Consider the following 26,798-nt stretch of genomic DNA (forward strand, 5'->3'; position numbering starts at 1 on the left):
GGGCGGCAGGCACTGATTCGCGGCTTCCAGCAGCATTGACAGGGAACAAGGTCCGGGACTGCAAAAGGTCATGAAAATGTCATAATTGGCGGCATGCCATCGGCGTGCATCGCTAGCCAAACAGCACGATGCCGCCCGGCAGCCGCGTCACGCGCGCGCCATACGCGTCCTGGATCAGGGCGATCACGTCGTCGAGACGGTCGAGCGAAAAGCTCGCTTGCACGCGCGTGAGTTTCAAGGCGTCGCCATTGAGGATCAGCTTGCCGGGACGGTAGCGGTTCACCTCATCCACCACCTCGGCCAGGGTGCTTTGCTTGAATACCAGCAAGCGCTGGCGCCACGCGCTGACGTCGCCCCTGGCCACCGCGCGGGCGATACCGAAATGCTCGGGCCGGTAGCGCAGCTGCTGGCCCGCGGCCAGTTCCGCATCGTTGCCCGCTTGCGCCACGCGCAGGCGGCCCGCCAGGCACGTCACGCACACTTCCTGGCCAAACAGGCGGATATTGAAACGGGCGCTGCCGGCCGACACGGTGCCGTCGCCCGCCTGCACGCGCACCCGCGCCGCGCCGCGCAAGCCGGCCTGGAATTCCGCCTCGCCCGCCAGCAGCACCAGCGCCGCGGCGCCATCCTGCACGGGCGCCGCGTCGAGGCGCGTCTGCGTATTCATCTGCACCAGCACGCCGCCGTCGAGCGCCACTTCGCGCTGTTCGCCCGTGCCCGTGGCGTAGTCGGCGGCAAGCCCAGCGACGGCCGGCCACAGGTCCATGGGCGGGCGCAGCACCAGCAAGCCCAGCGAGGCGGCCACGGCGCCGCCGAGCCAGGCGCGCCGCGCCGTGTTGACGGGCGCCTGCGCCCGCTTGACGGCGCGCGCGGCCGGCGCCATGGCGCCCCACACGGCGCGCGCCTCGGCAAACGCGTTGGCATGCTTGCGGCTGCGCGCACACCAGTGGCGAAACACTTGCGCATCGCGCTCGCTGACCTGGCCCGAGGCCAGGCGCACGACCCACGCCTGCGCTTCCTTCTGGATGACACTCATGTCGTCTTCCGCTTGTTCAGTCATGATGTTTAGACGTTTTTCCCGCGCCGGGACCGAAGCGCTGAATGAAATCGCGTCCCATGCGCTCGCAGCAATGTTCCAGGCCGGCGCGCAATTCCTTCTCCACCGTGCGGGCGGAAATGCCGAAGCGCTCGGCGATATCGCGGTGCGGCAACTGGTCGACGCGGGCGGCGATGACGATGGCGCGCCGGCGTTTCGGCAACTCCTGCAAGGCCCGTTCCAGTTCTTCCAGCTCGGCGCGCGCGCTGAAGGTGCGGGCCGGGTCGGCCAGCTCGTCGGCCATCTCGTACAGGTCGTCGATATCCGGCAAGCTGAGCAGGCGCGCATTGTCGCGACGTTGATCTTCCGCAATGTTGATGGCGATACGCATCAAGTAGGCGGACGGGTAGCTGATGGCCTCGGGCGCATTCATCCGTTCGACCCGCAGATACGTTTCATGCAGCGCGTCATTGGCCAGGTCTTCCGAGCCCAGGCGGCGCTGCAAGTGGCGGCGAAACTGTCCGTAGCGTTCCAGGAACAGCTTGCGCAAGGTGGTTTTGAGCAATTCCGGCATGGTCAGGGCGCCCCGGCCAGCAGGTAGGGCGCGCAATCGGCATCCGGATCGGGCCGCGGCGTCAATAAAATCGTCAGCGGCTGCGGCAAGCCCGCCGGTGGCGCGCCATCCATCAGCAGGCTGCGCAAACGCTGCAGCACGGCGCGGTCGCGCTGTTCCACGCCGCTCGGTTCCAGCACGTGCACGGCGCGCACCTTGCCCCGCTCGTCAAGCCACAGCTGGAAAGCCAGGCGGTAGCGGCCGAAGGCGTCCGGATGCAAGCGGCACAGGGCGCGCGTGAGCGAGCGCTGCAGGATGGCCGCATAGCCTTGCAACGGTAGTGCGGCAGGGGCGGCCTCGGCCGGCACGGGCGCAGGTGCCACGGGGAAGTCGGCCAGCGCCAGCAAGGTAAACGCGTTGCTGCCGCTGAAGCGCGCGCCCAGCTGCGTGCCTGCCAGCAAGCGCTGCAACGCTTCGGCCGGCGTGTAATCTCCGCGCACGGGCGCGGCCACGCGACCGGCCGCCAGCTGGCTGCTGACGAGCACGGAATACCCGGTCACTTCGCCAAACGCCACCAGGGCCGCATCGAGCGGCTGGGCGGGCAAGTCGAAGCGCAGGGTCGCGTGCGCGCTGGCGTCAGCACCGTCCGCGCCCGCAGCCGGCCGCACGAATGTCATCAATGTCATGAATGTCATCAGCAAGCAGGCGGACAGGGCATTGCCCGTTGCGGCGCGGCGGTGGCTTAGTGTCATTTTCCAGGGGAATCAACGAAAAATCCTGCTCATGAAGTGTCTTGACTGCAATGTTGTCTGCAGAATGGCAAGATGGTAGCTTCATAAAATGACAACTGCATGACATGGCGTCGGCCCGCATGCCGGCCTGTGTCATCGCCGCGACATATGATCTTGCTATGCTGAACGCCTGATCCACCACTGCGGGAGCCGCCATGGCACGCCTGATATCACTATTGCTGCTGGCCTGCGCCGCCCTGCCCGCACAGGCGGACGAGCACACCGTCGTCGTGAAGGCGGCCGCGCCGGAGAAGGGTTGCGTGGAAGTGGAAGTCAATGGCAAGCGCGCGCAATCGATGTCTTGCTTGAATGAAAAATTATTGCCAGATAGCAACACCGTGAACCGGCAGCCGCCCACCCTGTCCGGCGCGGAAGCGATCATGCAGCGCCCGTCGAACCAGCTGGGTCTGTACAACCGCGCCGCCCTCGAACACCGCATGGGCAATGCCTTTGGCAAATCCGTCACGCCGCAGCGCCCGCCGCCGCCGACGCCCGCCAGCCCGCTGCTGCCGGCCCGCTGACGCTGTTGTCAACGCACAGTCCATTTGCGCTGTCAAGATTGCGCAATCGCGCCGATTGCGTATCATTCCAGGCTTGATCGCTCTGGAAACAACCATGCTGCCCACTATCGAACAACGTCTTGCCCTTGAACTTGCCGCCAAACCGGTGCAGGTTGCCGCCGCCATCGAACTGCTCGACGAAGGCGCCACCGTGCCCTTCATCGCCCGTTACCGCAAGGAAGCGACCGGCGGCCTCGACGATATCCAGCTGCGCCTGCTGGAAGAGCGCTTGCGCTACCTGCGCGAGCTGGAAGAGCGGCGCGCCGCCATCGTGGCCTCGATCACGGAACAGAACAAGATGACGCCCGAGCTGCTGGACGCCGTCATGCACGCGGAAGACAAGACGCGCCTGGAAGACTTGTATCTGCCATACAAGCAAAAGCGCCGCACGAAGGCGCAGATCGCCATCGAAGCGGGCTTGATGCCGCTGGCCGACGGCTTGCTGGACAATCCCGAACTGACGCCGGAAATGGAAGCGGGCAAGTTCCTGCGCGAAGCGTTCACGAGTGCCGACGGCAACAACCCGGGCGTGGCGGACACCAAGGCGGCCCTCGACGGCGCGCGCCAGATCCTGATGGAGCGTTTCGCCGAAGACGCAACCTTGCTGCAAACCTTGCGCGAATACGTGCAGGAACACGGCATCGTCGAATCGAAAGTGGTGGAAGGCAAGCAGGACGAAGGCGAAAAATTCGCCGATTATTTCGATTACTCGGAAACCATTTCCACAGTGCCATCTCACCGCGCGCTCGCGCTGCTGCGCGGCCGCCGCGAAGGCATCCTCGACGTCACCCTGCGCCTGGATACGGAAGCGGAAAAACCGAAATGGGATGCGCCGCACAACCCGTGCGAAGGCCGCATCGCCGCCCGTTTCGGCATCAAGCAACAGGGCCGTCCGGCCGACAAATGGTTGCTTGACACGGCGCGCTGGACCTGGCGCGTGAAAAGCTTCATGCACCTGGAAACGGAACTGATGGGCGCGCTGCGCGAACGCTCGGAACTCGACGCCATCAATGTCTTCGCCACCAACCTGAAAGCGCTGCTGCTGGCCGCGCCGGCCGGTCAGCGCGCCACCATGGGCCTGGACCCTGGCTTGCGCACGGGCGTCAAGGTCGCCGTGGTCGATGCCACGGGTAAAGTGGTCGACACGGCCGTGATCTACCCGCACCAGCCGAAGAACGACTGGGATGGTTCCTTGCATACCTTGGGCCGTCTTGCCGCCAAGCACAATGTGTCCCTGATTTCCATCGGCAACGGCACCGCCTCGCGCGAGACGGACAAGCTGGCGCAGGATTTGATCAAGCAGCATCCGGAAGCGAAGATGACGAAGATCGTCGTCTCGGAAGCGGGCGCGTCGGTGTATTCGGCGTCCGAGTTCGCCTCGAAAGAGTTGCCGGACATGGATGTGTCCCTGCGCGGCGCCGTGTCGATTGCGCGCCGCCTGCAAGACCCGCTGGCCGAACTGGTGAAAATCGACCCGAAATCCATCGGCGTGGGCCAATACCAGCATGACGTGAGTCAAAGCCAACTGGCCCGTTCGCTCGATGCCGTGGTGGAAGATTGCGTGAACGCCGTGGGCGTGGACGTGAACACGGCGTCGGCGCCGCTGCTGGCGCGCGTCTCCGGCCTCTCGGCCAGCGTGGCGCAAAGCATCGTCACCTACCGCGACATGAAGGGCGCGTTCACCTCGCGTGCGGCCTTGAAAGCCGTGCCGCGCCTGGGCGACAAGACGTACGAACAGGCAGCGGGCTTCCTGCGCGTGATGGGCGGCGAAAATCCGCTGGACGCCTCGGCCGTCCACCCGGAATCGTACCCGCTGGTGGAAAAAATCCTGGCCGATATCAAGAAGGATATCAAGGCCGTCATCGGCGAAACGGCCTTGCTGAAAACCCTCAGCCCCGCCAAGTATGCGGATGAAACCTTCGGCGTGCCGACCATTTCCGACATCTTGAAGGAACTGGAAAAACCGGGCCGCGATCCGCGTCCGGAGTTCACGACGGCCACCTTCAAGGAAGGCGTGGAAGAAATCCGCGACTTGCGCCCGGACATGATCCTCGAGGGCGTGGTCACCAACGTGGCCGCGTTTGGCGCCTTCGTCGACATCGGCGTGCACCAGGATGGCCTCGTGCATATCTCGGCCCTGTCGAACACCTTCGTCAAGGACCCGCACACGGTGGTCAAGGCGGGACAAGTCGTGCGCGTCAAAGTGCTGGAAGTCGATGAAAAGCGCAAGCGCATCGCGCTGACCATGCGTTTAACGGATAGCGCGCCGCAAGCGGGCAGCAAGCCGGAGCAACGTGGCGACCGCAACGACCGCCGCAGCATGGCGCAGCACCAGTCGCAGTCGCGCAACGCGCCGGAACCGGCCGGCAGCATGGCCGCCGCGTTCGCCAAGCTGCGCGGTTAAGTTCGTGGCCGCCGGGCAGGACCTTGTCATCCTGGCGGCGGACGCGGCCGGCCCGGATGCGCAGCGGCTGCTCGACGAATTGTCGGAAGCATTGCTGCGCATCAATGGCGACAGCGGCCGTTCTTCCTTCGATGCCGAGGCGGCCACGCCGCGCGGCGGTTTTTATATTGCCCGCGATGCCGCCGATGAACTGCTGGGCTGCGCCGCCCTGCGCCCGCTGGGCGGGCCGGACAGCTCCACGGCAGAACTCAAGCGCATGTATGCGCGCCCCGGCCAAGGTGGCGTGGGCGCGGCCCTGCTGGCCCATGTGGAAGCGCAGGCGCGCTGCTTCGGCTATGCGCGGCTGCACCTGTCCACCCGCGTGGCGAATACCCGCGCGGTGGCGTTTTATGCCAAACACGGCTATGCACCCGTCGTTGCCTGGGGCAAATACGTGGGCGCGGCACAATCGGTGTGCTTGGGCAAACAGTTATAAGCGTCAACGTGGCTGACTTGCCCGATTTATGACTTGAGCGCATACCCGTGCCGGCGTTTTCTTATAAAATGACGGCATCTATTTATTTACCCATCAGAGGCAGCTATGAGCGACGTACAAACCTGGATCAAAGAAACCGTGACGAACACGCCAGTCGTGCTGTTCATGAAGGGCACGGCCCAGTTCCCGCAGTGCGGCTTTTCCGGCCGCGCCATCCAGATCCTGAAAGCATGCGGCGTGGAAAACATCGCTACCGTCAACGTGCTGGATGACCCGGAAGTGCGCCAAGGCATCAAGGATTACTCGAACTGGCCAACCATTCCGCAACTGTATGTCAAAGGCGAGTTCATCGGTGGTTCCGATATCATGAATGAAATGTTTGAATCGGGCGAACTGAAGTCCCTGCTCGATGCCTGATAGTCAACAGCAGCGGCCGCGCCGTATCGTCGTGGCCATCACGGGCGCCACGGGCGCCGTGTATGGCTTGCGGCTGCTGCAATTGCTCGGCGCCATCCCCGGCGTCGAGACGCATCTGGTCTTGTCGGATGCAGCCGTATTGACCCTGCACCAGGAAACGGGCGTGGGGCGCAAGGACATCGAAGCGCAGGCGCACATGGTGCACAAGCTGCGCGACATCGGCGCAAGCATCGCCAGCGGCTCGTTTCAATCGGATGGCATGGTCGTCGCACCGTGCTCGATGAAGACCCTGGCGGCCGTGGCCCATGGCCTGTCGGATAATTTGATCACGCGGGCAGCCGATGTGGTACTCAAGGAGCGCCGCCGCCTGATTTTGATGGTGCGCGAAACACCGTTCAACCTGGCGCACCTGCGCAATATGACGGCCGTGACGGAAATGGGCGGCATCATCTTCCCCCCACTACCCAGCTTTTATCACCACCCGCAAAGCATTGCGGAGATGGTCGACCATACGGTCGCGCGCGTCATTGACCTGCTGGGCATCGAGCACAGCCTGGCACCGCGCTGGAATGGTTTGAAGTCCGCTGGCGACACCCCTATCCTCTAGTTGGCGTCACGAATTAACTGGCATCACGATGCCTGACAAAAGCGTAGCGAGCGGAAGGAAGAGCTAGTCGAGAAGCGCAACCGTACTTTAGTACGGTGAGCATCGCAGGCTAGCTATGCCGACGCGCAGCAGCTTTGGTCATGCATCCCTCACCGCTTGTCGAACTGGTGAGCACTGGCCTGCTTCAAATCCCTGGCTTCTTCAACCATCCTGCGATGGGCGATCCGTTTGCGCATCACTTCCGCATGTTGCGCGGCAGTCATGGGGGGCACGGTCATCAAGTCCTTCAGCTGCGCGGTATTGCTGTAGTTACTTTTCATAAGACGGCTCAAATGCTCGGCTCCGTAGTGGATGAACTGGCTGCTTCTGATGTGATTATGCGCTGGTATTGGCCGCTGCGCCGCTGCGCGCGGGATTATTGTCAAATAATTCCGCTGCAGCGCAACATGCGAGGTCTTATTGTGCGACAAAATCATGTCTCCAGTATGACGTTGCGCAAATAAAAGGACAGGAAGAGCGCCGCCAGCGAAAGGCGGACGGCGCCGGCCGGGGATGGCCTGAATGCTTACTTTTGGTAGTTGACTCTGACCAGCATGCGAATAAATTCTCGCGCGATTTGACGATGATGTTCATCTAATCTTTGCAAATCGGCAATTAATTTCACATCGGCGGACTCAAACCGCGACAAAGCGCTGCCCGCTTCGCCATTCGGCGTGGCGCTTTCCGGGCCGCCAAAACGCAACCATTCCGCCGGAACGCCCAACCATTGGGCAATCATGCGCAATTTCTCTTGCGTCGGAATTGCTTCACCTACTAACCATTTCCTAGCTGCATGCACGGTAATCGGGCGCCCGTCGAAACGGATATTGAATTCCCGGGCCAGTCTGGTCGGGCTGTCTGGAGAATAATGGGCGTTTTTGAGAGCCAACTGAAGTCGCTGGCTGAAGCTTTCGCGTTCGTTAGAAGAATTCATAGGTGTACTATTTCATGTTGTAACATGAAAGTCAGTTTCTTGAATGACCATACAGAATGTTACATTTGAAAAGAGTATCAATTAACAATTAACACTCCGGCCGGGCTTTCCGGGTAGAAAAGTGGGCCGAATTTTCTCTTGTGATTCTGCGTGGCTTCGGGTCAAATTCGCGGCTGGCCTTGATTTTCGCACTGCAGCACGATTCAAAGCCTCGGTTTGGCATTACAACGTACGGTATCGGATAATGCCCTCCTCTACCGATGTACGCAATGCCCATGTCATACAATTTCTTGTAGACAAAGTTTTCAGAAGGGCCATTTTGTTTCCAACATGGAAACGATTCGAACAACGTGCTCAGAGTGAAACGTTGTTTTTTGATCGTGCCGGTTGGAAAGAATCTGCGCCCGAAAAATTTTACTGCCATCGCAGCGAAAAGAATGTCGCTGTTATGCCAGGAAAGCTCTTTTTGGTGTCATCTTGGCCACCAACTCTCGATCTTAAGCGCGTTTGTGCCAGAAGAATCAATTTATTTTCAGTAACTGTTGCCTTATTCGCCAAATTCCCCTGTCCAGGTCCTCTTTTTTCTTTGTTGCAGCACGGGCAGGGCACGCTACAATAGTATTGACGTTGACGTAAACGGCACTTTGCCCCCCATTACCCTGCAGCACCCATCCAGCGACCGACCACCCATGCAACCGACACCGCCCGCAGCAATGACGACCTATACCATTACCGAACTGGCGCGGGAATTCGACATCACGGCGCGCGCCATCCGCTTCTATGAAGACCAGGGCTTGCTCAGTCCGAAACGCGAAGGCGCGGGCGGGCGCAGCCGCGTCTACACGCCGCGCGACCGCACCCGATTGAAACTGACCCTGCGCGGCAAGCGCCTGGGCCTGGCGCTGTCGGAGATCAAGAGCCTGGTCGACATGTACGAGTCGCCGAAGGACACGCGCGCGCAGATGGACCGCTTCCTGGGCGTGCTGGCGCAGCACCGGCAAACCCTGGAGCAGCAGCGCATCGATATCGAAATGGCGCTGGCGGAAATCAGCGCGCATGAAGACGCTTGCGCGCACATGCTGGCAGACTTGAACCTGGATCAGGCGCAAACCAGCTAGGCAGCGATGCGGCGGCGCAGGCCGCACGCGCATCGCTTTACGTTTACGTAAACGTCACAACTGAGTATCATAGCTTCACTGACCCGGCATCCATGGCCGCCACACTTATAACGACGAGGACGACATGCTCCATCTCCCAGGCTTGACCTTTGACCACGGCGAAGACATCGCCTCGCTGCGCGAAGCGATCCAACAATTTGCCGCCGCCGAAATCGCGCCGCGCGCGGCCGAGATCGACCGCACCGACCAGTTCCCCATGGACCTGTGGCGCAAGATGGGCGACATGGGCTTGCTCGGCATTACCGTCAGCGAAGAATACGGCGGCGCCGGCATGGGTTACCTGGCGCACATCATCGCCATGGAAGAGATTTCGCGCGCCTCGGCCTCCGTCGGCCTGTCCTACGGCGCCCACTCGAACCTGTGCGTGAACCAGATCAAGCGCAACGGCACGGCTGAACAAAAGGCCAAGTACCTGCCGAAGCTGATCACGGGCGAACACATCGGCGCGCTGGCCATGTCGGAACCGAACGCGGGCTCGGACGTCGTCAGCATGAAGCTGCGCGCCGACTTCAAGGGCGACCGCTGGGTCTTGAACGGCACCAAGATGTGGATCACCAACGGCCCCGACGCGGACGTGCTGGTGGTGTACGCGAAAAACGACCTGGAAGCGGGTCCGCGCGGCATGACGGCGTTCCTGATCGAAAAGAATTTCAAGGGCTTTTCCATCGCGCAAAAGCTCGACAAGCTGGGCATGCGCGGCTCGCACACGGGCGAACTGGTGTTCCAGGATTGCGAAGTGCCGGCCGAAAACGTGCTGGGCGGCCTGGGCAAGGGCGTCAACGTGCTGATGTCGGGCCTCGACTTCGAACGCACCGTGCTGTCCGGCGGCCCGCTGGGCATCATGCAGGCGTGCATGGACCTGGTCGTGCCTTACGTGCATGACCGCAAGCAATTCGGCCAGCCCATCGGCGAATTCCAATTGATGCAGGGCAAACTGGCCGATATGTATTCGACCATGATGGCGTGCAAGGCGTATGTGTACGCCGTCGGCCAGGCGTGCGACCGCGCCACCACGCCGGAAGCCGTGCGCCAGTTGCGCAAGGATGCGGCCGGCGCCATTCTGTATAGTGCGGAGAAGGCGACGTGGATGGCGGGCGAAGCGATCCAGGCCCTGGGCGGCAACGGCTACATCAACGAATTCCCTGCCGGCCGCCTGTGGCGCGATGCCAAGCTGTACGAAATCGGCGCCGGGACCAGCGAAATCCGCCGCATGCTGATAGGCCGCGAACTGTTTGCGGAAACCAAGTAAGCACGGGCGCGCGGCTATCGACTGGGTGAAGAGCTATTTATGCGAGCACAGCTATGACGCACATTGCCTTCCCCAAATTGCTCTCTTCCCAGATTGCATTCGATATCGCGCGCACCATCCGCGACGGCTTCGACAAGCATTACCGCCTGTTCCGCGAAACCAGCCAGCAAGCCAAGCAGTATTTCGAGCAAGGCGCCTGGGCCGCGGCACAGACGGCGGCCCGCGAACGCATCGACTTTTATGACAAGCGCGTGCAGGAATGCGTGCAGATGCTCGAAGATGAGTACGAAGAGTCGGAGTTGAGCGATGAAGTGTGGCGCGAACTCAAGCTGCACTACATCGGCATGCTGACGGAACACAAGCAGCCGGAACTGGCGGAAACCTTCTTCAATTCCGTCTGCTGCAACATCCTGCACCGCACGTATTTCAATAATGACTATATTTTCGTGCGTCCCGTCGTGTCCACGGAATACATCGAAACGCAAGACCCGGTCCCCACCTACCGCGTGTATTACCCCGGCAAGGATGGCTTGCGCCACACCCTGACGCGCATGCTGACGCACTTCCAGCTGGATTGCGCATTTGCCAACCTGGAGCGCGACGTGGCCCAGGTGGAAGCGCGGCTGCAGCAGCTGTTCGGCGGCGACAGGATCGAACCGAACCACCAGATCCAGGTCTTGACCAGTTTGTTCTACCGCAACAAGGGCGCCTATCTGGTCGGCAAGGGCATCAACGGCAACCGCGAATATCCGTTTGTCGTGCCCATCCTGCACAACCGTCACGGCAAGCTGGTGCTCGACACGGTGCTGTTCGAGCAGCAGCAGATCGCCGTGCTGTTTTCGTTTACGCGCGCGTATTTCCTGGTCGATATGGAAGTACCGTCGGCCTACGTGCAATTTCTCCGAAGTTTGCTCCCGCGCAAGCCGCGCAGTGAGATTTATACGATACTGGGCTTGCAAAAACAGGGCAAGACGCTGTTTTACCGCGACTACCTGCAGCACTTGAAACACTCGTCGGACCACTTCGAAAGCGCACCCGGCATCCGCGGCCTGGTGATGCTCGTGTTTGCCCTGCCGTCGTTTCCGTATGTCTTCAAGGTGATCAAGGATTTTTTCCCGCCGCCCAAGGAAACCACGCGCGCGCAAGTCCAGCAAAAATACTTGCTGGTGAAACACCACGACCGGGTGGGCCGCATGGCCGACACGCTCGAATATTCCAACGTGGCCTTTCCCCGCGCCCGTTTTGCGGAAGAATTGCTGGCCGAGCTGAAACAGTTCGCCCCCTCGCTGATCGAAGAAGACCACGAACAGATCATCATCCGCCACCTGTACATCGAGCGGCGCATGGTGCCGCTGAACATCTGGCTGAGCAATGCCGAGAAGGAAGGCCGCGATGACCTGGTCGAACACGCCATCGTCGAGTACGGCAACGCCATCAAGGAATTGGTGGCGGCGAATATCTTTCCGGGCGACATGCTGTATAAAAATTTTGGCGTCACGCGTCATCAACGTGTCGTTTTTTACGATTACGATGAAATCGAGTACATCACCGATTGCCAGTTCCGCGTCATTCCCCAGGCGCGCACGGAGGAAGAAGAAATGTCGGCCGAACCTTGGTATCCCATCGGCAAGCACGATGTGTTTCCCGAACAATTCGGCACCTTCCTGCTGGGCAATCCCCGCATCCGCACCTATTTCATGCAGCACCATGCCGACCTGCTGACGGCGCAATATTGGCAGGCGCGCAAACAGCGCATCGAAGACGGCCATATCGAGGACGTCTTCCCTTATCCGCAGCACCTGCGTTTTTGTATGCAGTCATCATCCCCACCCCTAACCGGAGATCCAACATGAATGATCCAGTCGTAATCGTCGGTGCCGCGCGCACCCCCATGGGCGCCTTCCAGGGCGACTTTGCCAACGTCACCGCCAGCGACCTGGGCGCCGTGGCCATCCGCGCCGCCGTGGAACGGGCCGGCGTGGCGCCAGATGCCGTGGAACACGTGTTTTTCGGCAATTGCCTGATGGCTGGCCAAGGCCAGGCGCCCGCGCGCCAAGCCTTGCGCAAGGCTGGCTTGCCCGATTCCACGGGCGCCGTGACCCTGTCGAAAATGTGCGGCTCGGCCATGCAGACGACCATGTTCGCGCATGACACCTTGCTCGCCGGCAGCGCCGACGTGGTGGTGGCGGGCGGCATGGAATCGATGACCAACGCCCCTTACCTGGTGCCGAAGGCGCGCGGCGGCTACCGCATCGGCCACGGCATGATCTATGACCACATGATGATGGATGGCCTGGAAGACGCCTACAGCCGCGATGAAAAGGGCAATGCCCGCTCGATGGGCACGTTTGCCGAAGAGTGCGCCAGCCAATATCACTTCACGCGCGAAGCGCAGGATGCCTTTGCCATCGAATCCGTGAAACGCGCGCAAGCGGCCACCAAGGATGGCAGTTTCGAATGGGAAATCGTGCCCGTGACCGTCTCCGGCCGCGGCGGCGACACCGTCGTCAGCATCGATGAAGGCCCGCAAAAAGCCCGCCTGGAAAAAATCCCCACCTTGAAGGCGGCGTTCAAGAAGGATGGCACCATCACGGCCGCCTCGTCTTCGTCGATCAACGATGGCGCGGCAGCTTTGGTGCTGATGCGCGAATCGACGGCGAAAAAGCTGGGTTGCACCGTCATCGCGAAAATCCACGGCCACGCCACGCATGCGCAGGCGCCGAACGAATTCACCACGGCCCCCATCGGCGCGGTGAAAAAACTGTACGCGAAAACGGGCTGGAGCAGCAGCAATGTGGACTTGTTCGAGATCAATGAAGCGTTCGCGGCCGTGCCGATGGCCGCCATGCACGACCTCGACATTCCACACAGCAAGATCAACATCCACGGCGGCGCGTGCGCGCTGGGCCACCCGATCGGCGCTTCGGGCGCGCGCATCATCGTCACCCTGCTGGGCGCCCTGAAAAAAACCGGCGGCAAGCGCGGCGTGGCGGCCCTGTGCATCGGCGGCGGCGAAGCGACGGCGATGGCGATCGAACTGGTATAAGCTCTTCCTGAGCCCGGGCGCGCACCGCAGTTCACGGTGCGCGCCCTTTCATTTTATTTTCAGGGAGAAAACATATGCCTACCGCATTGATCATCGGCGCCTCGCGCGGCATCGGCCACGAAATCGTCCGTCAATACCGTCACGATGGCTGGCGTGTCATCGCCACGGCCCGCACACCGGACGCTTGCGACGCCCTCAAGCAACTGGGCGCGGAAGCGCACCAGCTGGACGTGACGGACGTGGAAGGCTGTGCCGGCCTGGGCTGGAAACTCGACGATGAAAAGCTCGACGTGGCCATCCTCAACGCGGGCGTGTACGGCCCCCGCCACGACGGTTTCCCCGCGCAAGCCGATTTCGACCTCGTCATGCACACGAACGTGCTGGCGGCCATGCGGCTGCTGCCGATCCTGGCGCCGCTGGTGGCCAACGCGAAAGGCAAGCTGGCCGTGCTGTCCTCGCACATGGGTTCCCTGAGCGAGCGGGGCAATCCCACCGGTTCGCTGTACCGTGCCAGCAAGGCGGCCCTGAATTCCGTGCTGATCGACACGGCCCTCGTGCATGGCCCGCAAGGCGTCAGCTGCGTGGCTTTCCACCCGGGCTGGGTGCGCACGGACATGGGCGGCGCCGGCGCCGATATTTCCCCCGAGGAAAGCGCTGCCGGCATCCGCGCCACCCTGGCCAGCCTGCCGGCCACGGACAAGGCCGTGTTCCGCAACTACGATGGCAAGCCTATCGGCTGGTAACTCCCTGAATTCACGATAAAAACAAACGAGACGACGTCCCATGATACTCAATGAAGAACAGACCATGATCCAGGAAGCGCTGCGCAGTTTTTCGCGCGAGCGCCTGGCGCCCAACGCGGCCCGCTGGGACAAGGAACATCATTTCCCGAAAGAAGAATTGCAGGAACTGGCCGCGCTGGGCGCCTTTGGCGTGGCCGTGCCGGAAGCGCTCGGTGGCGCCGGCCTCGACTACGTGTCCCTCGCCCTGGTGCTGGAAGAAATCGCCGCCGGCGATGGCGGCACTTCGACCATCATTTCCGTCAACAATTGCCCCGTGTGCAGTATCGCCATGATGTACGCCAACGATGCGCAAAAGGAACAATGGCTGCGCCCGCTGGCGCAAGGCACCATGCTGGGTGCGTTTTGCCTGACGGAACCACACACGGGCAGCGACGCGTCCGCCCTGCGCACGACGGCCACCCGCGACGGCAATGACTACGTGATCAACGGCACCAAGCAGTTCATTACCAGCGGCAAGTATGCGGACGTGGCCATCGTCATGGCCGTGACCGACAAGGCGGCCGGCAAGCGCGGCATCAGCGCCTTCTGGGTACCGACGAACACGCCCGGCTACATCGTGGCGGGACTGGAACAGAAGATGGGCCAGCATTCGTCGGACACGGCGCAAATCCTGTTCGAGAATTGCCGCATCCCGGCGGAAAATATGATCGGCGAAGAGGGACAAGGCTACAAGATCGCCCTGTCCGGCCTGGAAGGCGGCCGCATCGGCATCGCCTCGCAAGCCGTCGGCATGGCGCGCGCCGCGTACGAAGCGGCGTTAAGTTATGCGCGCGAGCGCGAAAGTTTCGGCAAACCCATCTATGAACACCAGGCCGTGCAATTCCGCCTGGCCGACATGGCCACGCAGATCGAAGCGGCGCGGCAACTCATACGCCACGCGGCAGCCATGAAGGATGCGGGATTGCCGTGTTTAAAAGAAGCGGCGATGGCCAAGCTGTTCGCGTCGGAAATGGCGGAGAAAGTCTGCTCGAACGCCATCCAGGTGCACGGCGGCTACGGTTATGTGTCCGACTTCCCCGTCGAGCGCATCTACCGCGACGTGCGCGTGTGCCAGATTTATGAGGGGACCAGCGATATTCAGAAGATTTTGATCGCGCGGGCTTTGTAAAGTTGAGGACGATTAACCCCAGGCAAAGGCTGGGGTCAGACTCCCACATGCGTTGGCGCGGAGCTTTACGTTAGCGGTGTCGAGGGTCTGACCCCATACGCCAACGATGGACGAAAAAAAAGCCTGCACATATGCAGGCTTTGTTCCAATGTATTACCAATGCTTTAATCGTGTCATGGACGCCAGTGCTATCTGCAAAGTGCCTCCTGATTTTCGGACTCCCATGCTATCTGCATGGTGACTCCAAGTGTAAATCGACCAACGTATCCGGAATTACAAAAATCCACTCTTTCGCACTGTCACGCCATCGACATTACACCTGTCGGTCGCCGCGCTGAGCCTGGATAGTGAGACTATTCGCAAGCGAATCTCAATCACTGAACGGAGTATAGCACAGCTTTTTGTGCAGTGCAATAATCTTTTTAAATCAAGTCCTTAGCGCCAGCGGCTTGTCTTCTTCGCCGCCACGGGCCACCCTTTCGTACTCGGAAATCACTTGCGCGCCCAGCAGCAGCAAGGTGGCGCCGATTTCCAGGCTGAACATGACGACGATGGCCGTCGTCATCGAGCCATACACGATATTGACCTGCGACAAGGTGGAAAAATACCAGACCAGCACATGGCGCGCGATTTCCCACAGCAGGGCCGCCGTCACGCCGCCGATCAGCGCATGCGTGATCGACAGCCGTCCGACGGGCATGACCAGGTAGATCGAACTGAGCACGAGGATTTCCCCCGCCAGCCCCAGCAAATACAGCAACACGCCGGACACGCCTTCCAGGCCCCAGTCGTGGCGCAAAAAGCGCACGCTTTCCTCGCTCATCACCTGCAAGCTGCCCGCCACCAGGGTGATCAGCAAGATACCCACGCCCAGGCACAGGATGTAGCAGTACGGCAACACGGCGGAAATGAGGAAATGGCGGCGGCGGATGGCCACGCGGTGAATGAAAATCACGCTCATGGCGTTTTCCAGCACGGTAAACGCCAGCGAACTGAAAAACAGCATGGTCAACAGCAAGAGCCAGCCGATCACGCCCCGATTGTTGAGGAAATGCGCCACTTCCGCCACGATGGCCTTCGATTGCCCGGGCACCAGCCATTCCAGGTAATGGCCGATTGTCTGCAGCAATTCGTCCTGCGCGATCACGTGCGACAGGGCCACCACCACCAGCATCAGCAAAGGCACGATGGACAGCAGCGAGTAATACGCGACGGCGCCCGCCAGCAGCAAGCCCTGGTTGGCGCGAAAGCCCTTCAGCACCTGCAGCACGAAGGCCAGCGGGTGGCTCAAAATGTAGGCGCTGGCGCGGCGGTTGATCATGAGCAAACCGTTCAAGGATGCCGGCATGGCCCGATGCCTTGCCGCACATGCCCCTAGCATACTGACTATCCCCGTACTGTGCCGTGCGCGAACGAACAGACTAGCTCACGGCGGCTTCCAGCAAGGTCAAGGTTTGCCGGTCCGCATCCAGGGTGGCGAGGATGCCCATCGGTATCGTGAACTGGTGGCGGATGTGGCCAAACGAATAGCCGCTGACGGCCGGCACCTTCAATGGCAGCAAATGCTGGTCCAGGGTGGCATCGAGGGTCAGCGCCGTATCGCCCTCGGCCGCCTCGCAATGCTCGAAGATGCCCAGCATCAATGCCGCCGCCTTGTTGAAGCCCACGGACAGGTCGAGCTGGCACAGCATGCGGTCGATGCGGTACGGTACTTCATTGATTTCTTCGAGGAAAAGGATGTGCTCGCGGAAATCGGCCGCATACGGCGTGCCGGCCAGCGCGCTGACCATGCACAGGTTGCCGCCCGTCAAGCGTCCCGTCGCCTGGCCGCCATGCACGGTGCGGATGGCGAAGTTCGGCTGCGTCTGCGCGCGGCGGTGGTTGTCGAGCGCCATCGGGATCGTGTAACTGTCTTGCGGCGTCATCAGCACATTGCGCAGCTGCGTCACCGTGTAGTCGGAAAACGTGGATGACGCCACGGGGCCGTGGAACGTTACCAGGCCCGTCTGGCTGGCGATGGCCAGGTGCAAGGCCGTGATGTCGGAATAGCCGATCAGCACTTTCGGGTTGCGCTGGATCAAGCCATAGTCGAGCAGCGCCAGCAGCGAGATGCAGCCGGAACCGCCGCGGATGGCCCAGATCGCCTTGACGTCCGGGTCGCGGAACGCGGCGTGCAAATCGTCCAGGCGCTGCTGCACCGTGCCCGCATAGTTGCCGTGCACGGCGCGGATGTTCGCGCCCAGGCTGGCGCGCAGTCCCAGCGATTCGATATTGCGCTGGGCCTTGGCGATGGACTCCTCATCCGTAAAGCCGCCCGGTGCGATGATGGCGACCAGGTCGCCGTCGCGCAGGCACGCCGGTTTGATCAATGCGTGTTGCTGTTGCATGCGTTTTCCCTTCCCTTGCGCGGCCGCCGCCCATGCCGGTGTGCCTGCCGCCCCGAGGGTGGCGGCCAGCAAGCCGCCGAAGTGGCGCCGGCTGAGATTGGTCTGACTGGACATGCGGCCCTTTCCTGGAATAAAAAACGGCGACGCCAGGCGCCGCCGCACGAGGTTAGCATGCCGGCGGGATCGCCGCCGGCATGGTTGCCTTACATGAACTTGTACTTCAGCTGGAACGACAGCGAACGGCCGCGCGGGTCGGCCACGCGCGGGTCCCAGCCGGCGCCCACCACTTCATCCACGTTGTGCGCGGTGAACGGTGGATCGCGGTCGAACAGGTTCTGGATGCCCACGGTGATGGTGGTATTCTTGAAGCCCGTGTACGTGCCCGACAAGCTGTACGTGGTGTAACTGGACACATCGGATTTGAAACCTGGTGGCGGCGTCCCCTTGCCATCATTCGGTACCTGGTCCTTGTAGCCGGAAGCAAAACTCTGCACGAGCAAGCCGCTCCAGTCGCCGCGCGATACGCTGAAGCTGGCATTGTGTTTCCAGCGCAAGTACAAATCACGCGTGTAGAAGTTGCCAACCAGCTCCTTGTATTCTTGCCCCTTGTATTCGGCAAACTTGAAGCTGTCCATATACGTGCCGTCCAAGGTTGCCGTCCATTTCACGTCCTGGACCTTGCCTTCGCCGCGCAAGCTCACGTCCAGGCCGCGCACGCGGCTGCCGCCTGCATTGAACCAGCCCGCCTGTACATAATCGATGGTGCCATCGGATTTGCGGAAGATGTACTGGTTCAGCGCCTGGTAATTGGCCAGCACGACTTGCGGCGTGCGTTTGAGGAGCTGGTCCTGAGTATTGATGGCCCAGTAATCGAACGAGGCGGAGTAACCCTTGACCGGTTCGATGACGATGCCGACGCTGCCCTGCTTCGACGTTTCCGGCTTCAGGTTCAGGTTGCCGCCCGTCGTGTAGCTGAGACGATCGATGCTGCAATATTCCTTCACGCCGGGATGCTTGAGACAGCCTTCCGGATCTTTCACACCATTCGGCAATTCCTGCGTCAATACACCTGAATACAGCTGGTCGAAACTCGGTGCCAGGAAGCCCTTGCTGGCCGAGGCGCGGAACAGGACGAAGTCGGCCGGCTGGTAACGCAAGGCAATCTTGGGATTCGTGGTGGCACCCACCTGGCTGTAATCGTCACGACGCACGGCCAGCTGCATTTCCAGGTCTTTCATGACCGGCACCAGCAACTCGGCATACACGGCCTTGACGTTGCGGCTGACATCCTTCAAGGCGGCATTTCCTGGCGCCAATAGAATCAGGTTGGCGTCGACATCCTGTCCAAAACTGTAGCCCTCGCGGCGCAAATCAAAGCCGGCGGCCATTGCCACGGCACCAGCCGGCAGCTGGAACAGTTCGCCCGAAACGGAACCGTCGATCTGCGTCAGGGTCGTCTTGCCATGCTGGAAGTCGCCACGGAACTTGGTCGATTCGATCAATTGCCTGGCCGCTTCCGTCTGGCTTTGGCCCGCGCCCACCCAGGGATTGATGATCCCTGTCCCCAAGGCCGCATATAACTTGTCCGTGTAGGAATAGCCATCGGTCAGCTTGGTCTTGGTGGTGCTCTGTGCGTAGGAAACGCCGGTCTTGTAATCCCACTTGCCGAAGTTGCCTTCAAAACCCAGCAGCACGCGCGCATTGTCGGTGGTGTTTTCCTGCGTGCGGTTACCGATCTCATTGGCGCGCCATTTGTAGGCAATCGGCTTGGTATTGTCGAACGTGGGAATATAGGCCGACAAATCCTGGTAATACGCGCCGCCCACCGGATACACGCCCTTGTTGGCGATGCTCGTCTGCACCTGCATCGGCGTCAGGATCGCCGTGGCCTTGGTGCGCGAACCGAGCACTTCGACAAACATGCGGTGGTCGGGCGCCAGCTGGACAGTTCCACGCGACAAGAAATTGACCCGTTCCACAGGGAATTGCAGCACATAGTCTGCGCCATAGTCGTAGGCGCACGAATATTTGGTGCGCAGCGGCGAGGTCACGTCTTTCCACAGTGCCGTCTGGTACTGCGACATGCCGGCGATGCTGTCGCACTTGCCCTGGAAGCTCAGGGGATTGGCTTGCAGATACACCGTCGGGTCGCCAGGCAAGGTGTAACCGCCAATAAACTTCGCCGGGTCTTTAGGATCAGGATTGGGGATTTGCAGTGCCGTGCCCGGTCCCGACACCTGGTTGGCAAACGGCGTGCCCGTGGTGTCGGGCGACAGGCCGCGGCCCGGCTGGAAACCGTTGACGAAGGAACGGTCGCTGCCGTTCAGGCGCTGCGCCTTGTCGACGGTCAGGCTGGCCATGATGTTGTAGCGGTCCTCTTCCAGCGAGCCCGTGCCGGCCAGCAGCGAAGCGCGGCGCGTGGCGCCGCCGCCTGCCTGCGTATCGTTAGTGGAAACGGACGCTTCCACGCCGCTGTAATTGGTTTTCAGAATGAAATTGATCACGCCGCCGATGGCGTCCGTGCCGTAGATGGCCGAGGCGCCATCCTTGAGGATTTCCACGCGTGAAATTGCGCCCAGTGGGATCGAATTCAAGTCGACGGCACGGCCACTGGCACCATGCGTGGCCACGCGGCGGCCATTCAGCAGTACCAAGGTCGCGCCCGGTCCCAGGCCGCGCAGCGAGGCGAACGAGGCGCCACCGGCAAGACGGTCGGCGTCGGCGCCAAACACGTTATTGCCCGAAGTCATGTTCTCGGCACCCGTGCCATTCGCCGACAGGGTGCGCACCAGTTGCTCGGCCGTCGTAATGCCCTGCTTTTCCATCTGCTCAAAGGTGATGACTTGCACCGGCAACGCGCCTTCCTTGGCCACCCGCTTGATGCTGCTGCCCGTCACTTCGACCCGTTGCATCGCTGGCGCCGCCGCTTCCTGTGCCATCACCGGTCCCACCACCCCCATCAATGCCACCAACTGCGCTAGCTTCTTCAATTTCACGGGTCTCTCCTTTATTTGGGCAATCGAAACTTGAGTTCTCAAGTCAGGCTGTTTTTTTCACGTCGCAACTGTCTGTCTCGCAGTACATTTTTTTATGACATTTGCGCATGACTTTATTTGTTTTCATTTTCAGAGTAGCGCGATGCATCCGGGCCCAGCCAATGAAAAATGCTTTCCTAACCATAACTTTTTGGAATGAATGCCCTTTTCAGCGACATGGTCACTTGCCTGCGGGGCTAGCCCTGGTTTTATCCACGTCCAGATAGCGCCAGGACGTGAATTCCACGGGGTGGCGCCTGTAGTTTTTTAGCCACGGTTGCTGCAGGTCGGCAGAGATGGGATGCGTCAGCAACACCCACGGCGTATAAGCGTGGATCAGCTGAAACAGGTCGAAGTACAGACTGCGTCGGCGCGGCGTATCGGATAGCAGGCGCGCCTCCTCATAGCGTTTATTGTAATCGGGCAAGTTGAAGCGGGCATAGTTGGCGCGGCCAACGTTGCCGCCGTACAACAATTGCATAAAGTTATCGCCATCAGGGAAGTCGGCGATCCAGTTGGTCTCGAACATCTGCACCTTGCCCAGGCGCGAGGCCTTGATGATTTCCGTCTTCTTGTCGCTTTTAAACTCCACGCGCACGCCGATGGCGTTCAGGTTGCGGCGCCACAATTCATCGCGCAAGCGTCCCACCGTGCTCGGTTCCGTATGCATGGTCAGGATCAGGGGCTTACCATCCGGCTGCGTGCGGAAACCGTCGGCGCCCGCCTTGTAGCCGAAGCGGTCCAGCAAGGCGCGCGCCAGCGCGGGATCGTAGCCGACGGGGCTGCGGTACTGCCTGTCATAGCCGAGCACATTCGGCGGCAGCGGCGACTGAGCCGGCAAGGCCAGTCCTTTTTTCAGCAGCGCGATGTCTTCGCGGCCGTTGTAGCTGAGGGCGATGGCGCGCCGCAGGGCCAGCTTGCCCTTGCTCATGCCGCCCAGCACGGGGTCGTCCATGTTCATCCACATGTAATACGTTTGCAGCACGGGAAAGCGCGTCAGCTGCAAGCCCTTGGCGGCCAATGCCGGTTTCAGCGCGCCGTTCTCCAGCACCATGTCCGTCATCGATTCCGGCACTTGCTCCAGGTAATCGAATTCGCCCTTCAAAAAACCCAGCATGCGCGATTGATATTCCTCAACGATGCGCACCTCGATGCGCTCGACCAGCGGCAAGCGCTGACCTTCCAGCGCGGTGGCGATGGCGCGCGCATCGACCGGCAAGGCGGCCAACGCCCTGGCCTCCGTATGGAACACGGTGGCACGGAAAGTCGGGTTGGCCTGCAGCACGATCTTGTCGCTGCGCTTCCACTCCTTCACGAGGAACGGCCCCGTGCCCACGGGGTGGTTGCCGATCTGTCCTGCCGCCGGGTACGCTTCGGCCACTTCGCGCGCCACCACGGCTGTCGCCGGCATGGCCAGGTAAAACAGGAAGTTCGGATCGACACCGTTCAGGCGGATGCGCAAGGTGTATTTGTCCAGCGCCTGCAAGCCGGCGATCGGCGTGTCGTAGCTGAATTTGGTTTTCAAGGCGGCATCGCCCACCAGCTTGTCTTCCAGCAAGAATAGCCACGGCGACTTCAGGCTGGGGTCATACAGGCGCGTCAGGCTGTAGACATAATCCTGTGCCGTCACTTCGCGCGGCTGGCCCTTGAAAGCGGGATCTTGTGTAAAGAAGATGCCGGGCTGCAAGTGAAAGGTGTACGTGCGCCCACCATCTTCCACCGTCGGCATGGCGCGCGCCGTATTGCCCTGCAGCTGCACGGGGCGCGCCAGGTAGTCATAGCGCAGCAGCGGATCGAAGATGTTTTCCATCAAGTTCAGGCTGGCCAGATCGGACGCCACGGCCGGGTCCAGGCCCGTCTCGCTGGTGCTCAAAAACAAGTGCAGGGTCTTGTTCGCGCGGGCCGTGCTGGGGGACGCAGCATCGGCAGTATGGGCCGGTACATTCAACAGCGTCAACAGGGCCAGGCCGGCGGCGCAGGCGGTTTTGCGTAAAAACATCATCAGTGATCCAGTGCAGACAAGGTAACGAACAACGATTAGCGACAGGCATCCCCCACACTACGCGGGCAAGCTACGGGGCGCCAATGAAAACAGGCTGCCAGCTTATAACTTTTTGGCATGCGATTGCTGCATTCTTTCATCAACTCATATCGGGCTGCCCCTATACTTTGTTTGCAGACATTTTTTACTCCCGACACACAGAACTGATCGCATATGGCACTTAATTACATCTGGTCCGGCTTTTTCCTCGTTGGCTTCCTGGCCGCAGTGCTGCAGTGGCTGTTTCTCGGCGATACCGATATCTTCAAGCGCATCATCGATGGCACCTTCGAGACGGCGCGCATGGGTGTGATGGATATCGCCCTGCCGCTGGCCGGCGTGATGACTTTGTGGCTCGGCATCATGAACATCGGCGAAAAAGCGGGCATTGTCGGCTGGCTGGCGAAAGTGATCGCCCCCTTCTTTTCGCGCATCTTCCCGGAAATTCCGAAAGACCATCCGGCCACGGGCCATATGGTGATGAATTTCTCGGCCAACCTGCTGGGCCTGGACAACGCGGCCACGCCCTTCGGTTTAAAAGCCATGGAAAGCCTGCAAACCTTGAACCCGAACAAGGAAGAGGCGACGAATGCGCAAATCATGTTTTTGGTGCTGCACACCTCGGGCCTGACCCTGATTCCGCTGGCCATCATGGCGCAGCGCTCCATCCTCGGCGCGGCCGACCCATCCGACATCTTTATCCCCTGCATGATCGCCACCTATGTGGCCACCATGGTCGGCATCATCACCGTGTCCATCAAGCAACGCATCAACTTGCTCAACAGGGTCGTGCTGGGCTGGATGGGCGGCATGACGAGCGCCATCGTCGCCATGATCTGGTATTTCACGCAATATCTGACGAAACAGGAAATCGAGCTGGTCTCGAAGGTCGTCAGCAACCTGGTATTGATCAGCGTCATCGCCATCTTCATCATCGGCGCCCTGCGCAAGAAGGTGAACGTGTATGACGCGTTTATCGAAGGGGCGAAAGGCGGCATCCAGACGTCGATCACCGTGATTCCCTATCTGGTCGGCATGCTGGTGGCCATCAGCGTGATCCGCAACGCGGGTGTGTTCAATTTCCTGATGAGCGGCATGAACTGGTTCTTCGCCAACCTGGGCATCAATACGGACTTCGTGCCCGCCTTGCCGACAGCCATGATGAAGCCGCTCAGCGGTTCCGGCTCGAAAGCCATGATGATCGACGCCATGAACACCTACGGCGTCGACTCGTTCGTCGGCCGCCTGGCCTGCGTCTTCCAGGGCTCGGCCGACACCACCTTCTATATCGTGGCCCTGTATTTCGGTTCCGTCGGCATCCGCAAGACGCGCTATGCCATCACGGCCGGCCTGATCGCCGATCTGGCTGGCGTGATCACGGCCGTCTTCGTTGCCTACGTCTTTTTCCACTAAGGAGCACCATGTTACGTCCTGTTCTGATGGCTGCGCTGTTGGCGGGTCTGGGCCTGTCGAGCGCCCACGCGCAATTGCCCGAATCCGTCAGCCTGCTGCTGCGCAGCGCGAATATCCCCGAAGACGCCATGGGCGCCATCGTCTTGCGCGGCAACACCACCGTGCTGTCGCATGGGGCCGAACGCAGCATGCAGCCCGCGTCCACCATGAAGCTGGTGACGACGGCCGTGGGCCTGGAGCAGCTCGGTCCCATCTTCCGCGGCCGCACGGAGTTGCGCACCAGCGCCGACGTCATCAATGGCGTGCTGAAGGGAGATTTGATCCTGCGCGGCGGCGCCGATACGGATTTCAATGCGGACGTGCTCGCGCACATGCTGCAAACCCTGCGCAACCAGGGCATCGTCAAAATCAAGGGCGATCTGATTCTCGACCGCCAGCTGTTCCAGCCGGCCCGGCCCGACATCGGCGCGGCGCCCTTCGACGAGTCGGCCGAGTTCCGCTACAACGTCATCCCCGATGCCTTATTGCTGAACACCAATCTGATCGATATCAACATCAGTGCGACGGAACGGCAATTGAGCTTCCAGATGCAGCCGCCGCTCGAGAATGTCAGCATCACGAGCGACATGAAATTGGTCAAGGGCAGTTGCGCCAAGTGGGAAGATGGCTGGCGCCCGCCCGAATACCGGCGCGATGCGGGCGGCAAGCTGCAGGTGATACTGCACGGCACCTTCCCGCAGAATTGCAGCAAGGCCACCAGCATCAATGTGCTCGATCGCAACGATTATGCGGACCGCTTGTTCCGTGCCACCTGGAAACGCCTCGGGGGCACGATCACGGGCACGGTGCGCGAAGCACCAGGCACAGGCTTGCCGCCGACGGCCGAACCGGTCGGCACGCGCATGCTGGCCGACCACGTGGCGCGCGCCTTGCCGGAAGTCTTGCGCGATATCAACAAGACGTCCGATAACACCCTCGCCCGCACCCTGTTCCTGAGCCTGGGCAGTTTGCAGAGCGATGGCTGGCTGGGCAGCCGCCCCGTCGCCATGGCGGCGCCGGAAGATACGGCCAGCCGGGCGCGGCAAGTCATCCAGGAGTGGTTCCAGCGGCACCATATCGACACCCAGGGCATGCTGGTCGACAACGGTTCCGGCTTGTCGCGCACGGGACGCATTGCGCCTGCGCAAATGGCCGGCGTCTTGCAGGCGATGCAGCAAAGCCCGTGGGCGCCCGAGTTCCAGTCCAGCCTGCCCATCGTGGCGCTGGACGGCACCATGCGCAAGCGCCTGTTGAACAGCCCGGCCGCCGCGCGGGCCCGCATCAAGACGGGCACCTTGAAAAATGTCGTGGCCATCGCCGGCTACGTGCCCGACGCCAACAACCAGCAATGCGTGGTGGTCGCCATGATCAATAGCGACCTGGTGGGTAACGGCAATGGCCGCGCGGCCGTCGATGCGCTGATCGAGTGGGTCGCCAGGAGCGGCGCCACGCCGGCAGTGGCCGGACAGTAAGGCCGCCAGGTGAACTAGTCCCGCGACGTGCCCGGTGCACTGGCAAAAGCCAGGCGCAGCAGGTACGCGGCGACGGCGCCGATCAGCAAGACGGTCACCAGCGAACCTTCCACGCCGAAGGCGCCGCCGGTCAGCACGGCATTGCCAGCCAGTTCGCCGCGCAGCAGACCATCCGTGGCCGCATGGCCCGATACGGTCGAGGAGAATACCTGGCCGACGCAATAATTCCAGCCGATATGCGTGCCGATACACACCCACAGCCGGCGCGTCTTCATATACAGCGCCGCCTGCAGCACGCCATACGCGACAAGCGCGATGATCGCCAGCAGCGAAAAGCCGGCATTGGGCAAATGGGCCAGGGCAAATACCAGGGATGAGATCACGATGGCAGCCTTGTTGCCCAGCGCACGTGCCGTCACGCCGAACAGGATGCCGCGAAACATCATCTCCTCGGCCATGCCAACCAGCACCAGTTCGGCCAGAGGGAGCAGCAACAAGACGCTCAGGGCGTTGACGCCGCTAAACTGATACACGCCCAGCGCAGCCAGCACACCGAAGGTCAGGGCGACCAGCCCGGCGCCGAACAGCAATCCACGCCCCAGTTCCCCCGCCATGCCTGGCATTGCCAGCTCAGTCGGCTGGCGCTTTTCGATGTGGCGTACATAAAAACGGTAACCGCACCACACCAGCAACGCCGCCAGCAACTGCGGCCACAGGATGCGGTAAGGCTTGTCCACCAGCTGGGAAGCGAGACCCATCACCAGCGGTACAGCGGCAAAAGTGAGAACCATCCCCAGCACGATCTGCACCAGGGGATAGGCCATCAGGCGCGCCAGGGGGGATTTCTTCGTTGCCATGCTCAGGGTGCTGTCCATCATCGCTTTCCTCGTGGGTTGTCAGGGAGTGGCTGCTGCTTTCTTGTTTCATGTAGCGATAGTAACAGCATTTATATAAGCACTTATGTAAATATCGAAGGATGTTGTATTTTATGCACCTGTGGTGAATGAGCGAAAGCGGGAGGGGAAACGGCAAGGAAGCGCCGGACGAAAAAAAACCCGACCATTGCTGGTCGGGTTTTTCTCTTACTGCGAATAACAAGCCTGACGATAACCTACTTTCACACTGGTTGCAGCACTATCATCGGCGCAAAGTTGTTTCACGGTCCTGTTCGGGATGGGAAGGGGTGGGACCAACTTGCTATGGTCATCAGG

The 26,798-nt window shown here is 61.1% G+C and carries 24 protein-coding genes and 1 rRNA gene; 15 read left to right on the forward strand and 10 right to left on the reverse strand.

The annotated features are described in order from the left end of the window. Positions 1 to 112 precede the first annotated feature (112 nt). From OX459_RS25475 to OX459_RS25485, 3 genes are read right to left on the reverse strand one after another with little or no spacing between them, the layout of a single operon-like run. Positions 113 to 1,060 (reverse strand): FecR domain-containing protein, encoded by a 948-nt coding sequence (locus OX459_RS25475; RefSeq protein ID WP_099666066.1) that lies wholly within the window; start codon positions 1,058 to 1,060, stop codon positions 113 to 115. Continuing rightward, positions 1,053 to 1,646, reverse strand: a complete 594-nt coding sequence (locus OX459_RS25480; protein ID WP_289900560.1) for an RNA polymerase sigma factor — start codon at positions 1,644 to 1,646, stop codon at positions 1,053 to 1,055. The genes OX459_RS25475 and OX459_RS25480 overlap by 8 nt, the downstream gene beginning before the upstream one ends. Next, positions 1,613 to 2,275, reverse strand: coding sequence for a secretin and TonB N-terminal domain-containing protein (locus OX459_RS25485; RefSeq protein WP_289907044.1), 663 nt, complete (start codon positions 2,273 to 2,275; stop codon positions 1,613 to 1,615). Before OX459_RS25485 ends, OX459_RS25480 begins: the two co-directional genes overlap by 34 nt. Positions 2,276 to 2,535: 260 nt before the next feature. On the opposite strand from OX459_RS25485, the gene OX459_RS25490 reads away from it, so the two are divergent. The 6 genes from OX459_RS25490 (at position 2,536) to OX459_RS25515 (ending at position 7,346) form a co-directional block, all read left to right on the forward strand. Continuing rightward, positions 2,536 to 2,901, forward strand: coding sequence for a hypothetical protein (locus OX459_RS25490; RefSeq protein WP_289907045.1), 366 nt, complete (start codon positions 2,536 to 2,538; stop codon positions 2,899 to 2,901). Between the two features lie 94 nt (positions 2,902 to 2,995). Then, positions 2,996 to 5,344 carry a Tex family protein gene (locus OX459_RS25495; RefSeq protein WP_289907046.1) on the forward strand — a complete coding sequence of 783 codons (2,349 nt, stop codon included), beginning with the start codon at positions 2,996 to 2,998 and terminating at the stop codon, positions 5,342 to 5,344. A 4-nt stretch (positions 5,345 to 5,348) separates the two neighbouring features. Beyond that, positions 5,349 to 5,819: a GNAT family N-acetyltransferase gene (locus tag OX459_RS25500; protein ID WP_289907047.1), complete on the forward strand. Its 471-nt coding sequence runs from the start codon at positions 5,349 to 5,351 to the stop codon at positions 5,817 to 5,819. A gap of 105 nt (positions 5,820 to 5,924) precedes the next feature. Next, positions 5,925 to 6,236, forward strand: a complete 312-nt coding sequence (gene grxD / locus OX459_RS25505; RefSeq protein ID WP_034753766.1) for a Grx4 family monothiol glutaredoxin — start codon at positions 5,925 to 5,927, stop codon at positions 6,234 to 6,236. Beyond that, complete coding sequence (locus OX459_RS25510) at positions 6,229 to 6,843, forward strand: UbiX family flavin prenyltransferase (protein ID WP_289907048.1); 615 nt, start codon at positions 6,229 to 6,231, stop codon at positions 6,841 to 6,843. The genes grxD and OX459_RS25510 overlap by 8 nt, the downstream gene beginning before the upstream one ends. A gap of 140 nt (positions 6,844 to 6,983) precedes the next feature. Continuing rightward, positions 6,984 to 7,346 (forward strand): hypothetical protein, encoded by a 363-nt coding sequence (locus OX459_RS25515; RefSeq protein WP_289907068.1) that lies wholly within the window; start codon positions 6,984 to 6,986, stop codon positions 7,344 to 7,346. Between the two features lie 62 nt (positions 7,347 to 7,408). On the opposite strand, the gene OX459_RS25520 is transcribed toward OX459_RS25515, so the two are convergent. Next, positions 7,409 to 7,816, reverse strand: coding sequence for a hypothetical protein (locus tag OX459_RS25520; RefSeq protein ID WP_034753756.1), 408 nt, complete (start codon positions 7,814 to 7,816; stop codon positions 7,409 to 7,411). Positions 7,817 to 8,060: 244 nt separating this feature from the next. Here OX459_RS25520 and OX459_RS25525 point away from each other — a divergent pair, with 244 nt between their 5' ends. The 7 genes from OX459_RS25525 (at position 8,061) to OX459_RS25555 (ending at position 15,200) form a co-directional block, all read left to right on the forward strand. Next, complete coding sequence (locus OX459_RS25525) at positions 8,061 to 8,435, forward strand: hypothetical protein (protein ID WP_251351519.1); 375 nt, start codon at positions 8,061 to 8,063, stop codon at positions 8,433 to 8,435. A 94-nt stretch (positions 8,436 to 8,529) separates the two neighbouring features. Continuing rightward, positions 8,530 to 8,934, forward strand: coding sequence for a MerR family DNA-binding transcriptional regulator (locus OX459_RS25530; protein ID WP_251351570.1), 405 nt, complete (start codon positions 8,530 to 8,532; stop codon positions 8,932 to 8,934). Between the two features lie 124 nt (positions 8,935 to 9,058). Beyond that, positions 9,059 to 10,243, forward strand: a complete 1,185-nt coding sequence (locus OX459_RS25535) for an isovaleryl-CoA dehydrogenase (protein WP_077398251.1) — start codon at positions 9,059 to 9,061, stop codon at positions 10,241 to 10,243. A 53-nt stretch (positions 10,244 to 10,296) separates the two neighbouring features. Then, positions 10,297 to 12,096 carry a bifunctional isocitrate dehydrogenase kinase/phosphatase gene (aceK, locus tag OX459_RS25540; protein ID WP_289907049.1) on the forward strand — a complete coding sequence of 600 codons (1,800 nt, stop codon included), beginning with the start codon at positions 10,297 to 10,299 and terminating at the stop codon, positions 12,094 to 12,096. Beyond that, complete coding sequence (locus tag OX459_RS25545; protein WP_152285190.1) at positions 12,093 to 13,289, forward strand: acetyl-CoA C-acyltransferase; 1,197 nt, start codon at positions 12,093 to 12,095, stop codon at positions 13,287 to 13,289. Before aceK ends, OX459_RS25545 begins: the two co-directional genes overlap by 4 nt. Before the next feature lie 74 nt (positions 13,290 to 13,363). Continuing rightward, a complete protein-coding gene (locus tag OX459_RS25550) occupies positions 13,364 to 14,032 on the forward strand; it encodes an SDR family oxidoreductase (RefSeq protein ID WP_289907050.1) in 669 nt (222 codons plus the stop codon). Positions 14,033 to 14,072: 40 nt separating this feature from the next. Next, positions 14,073 to 15,200, forward strand: a complete 1,128-nt coding sequence (locus tag OX459_RS25555) for an acyl-CoA dehydrogenase family protein (RefSeq protein ID WP_289907051.1) — start codon at positions 14,073 to 14,075, stop codon at positions 15,198 to 15,200. Positions 15,201 to 15,627: 427 nt separating this feature from the next. Here the strand turns inward: OX459_RS25555 and OX459_RS25560 are convergent, their stop codons facing one another. The 4 genes from OX459_RS25560 to OX459_RS25575 form a co-directional block, all read right to left on the reverse strand. Then, complete coding sequence (locus tag OX459_RS25560) at positions 15,628 to 16,548, reverse strand: YihY/virulence factor BrkB family protein (protein ID WP_289907052.1); 921 nt, start codon at positions 16,546 to 16,548, stop codon at positions 15,628 to 15,630. A gap of 73 nt (positions 16,549 to 16,621) precedes the next feature. Next, the gene (locus tag OX459_RS25565; protein WP_289907053.1) at positions 16,622 to 17,701 is read right to left on the reverse strand and encodes an LD-carboxypeptidase; all 1,080 of its coding nucleotides are present in this window, start codon (positions 17,699 to 17,701) and stop codon (positions 16,622 to 16,624) included. Between the two features lie 89 nt (positions 17,702 to 17,790). Next, positions 17,791 to 20,583: a TonB-dependent receptor gene (locus OX459_RS25570; protein ID WP_289907054.1), complete on the reverse strand. Its 2,793-nt coding sequence runs from the start codon at positions 20,581 to 20,583 to the stop codon at positions 17,791 to 17,793. A gap of 220 nt (positions 20,584 to 20,803) precedes the next feature. Beyond that, on the reverse strand, positions 20,804 to 22,621 hold the full coding sequence (locus OX459_RS25575) for an ABC transporter substrate-binding protein (RefSeq protein WP_289907066.1): 1,818 nt from the start codon (positions 22,619 to 22,621) through the stop codon (positions 20,804 to 20,806). Between the two features lie 216 nt (positions 22,622 to 22,837). Between OX459_RS25575 and OX459_RS25580 the strand changes: the two genes are divergently transcribed. Further along, complete coding sequence (locus OX459_RS25580) at positions 22,838 to 24,076, forward strand: nucleoside recognition domain-containing protein (RefSeq protein WP_034753725.1); 1,239 nt, start codon at positions 22,838 to 22,840, stop codon at positions 24,074 to 24,076. Positions 24,077 to 24,084: 8 nt separating this feature from the next. Then, a complete protein-coding gene (gene dacB, locus OX459_RS25585) occupies positions 24,085 to 25,587 on the forward strand; it encodes a D-alanyl-D-alanine carboxypeptidase/D-alanyl-D-alanine-endopeptidase (protein WP_289907055.1) in 1,503 nt (500 codons plus the stop codon). Positions 25,588 to 25,601: 14 nt separating this feature from the next. Here the strand turns inward: dacB and OX459_RS25590 are convergent, their stop codons facing one another. Both OX459_RS25590 and rrf read right to left on the reverse strand, forming a co-directional pair. Beyond that, positions 25,602 to 26,465: a type II CAAX endopeptidase family protein gene (locus OX459_RS25590; protein WP_289907056.1), complete on the reverse strand. Its 864-nt coding sequence runs from the start codon at positions 26,463 to 26,465 to the stop codon at positions 25,602 to 25,604. Positions 26,466 to 26,685: 220 nt separating this feature from the next. Then, positions 26,686 to 26,798, reverse strand: a 5S ribosomal RNA gene (gene rrf / locus OX459_RS25595).

Source organism: Janthinobacterium sp. SUN026 (assembly GCF_030397625.1).
Lineage (GTDB): Bacteria > Pseudomonadota > Gammaproteobacteria > Burkholderiales > Burkholderiaceae_D > Janthinobacterium > Janthinobacterium kumbetense.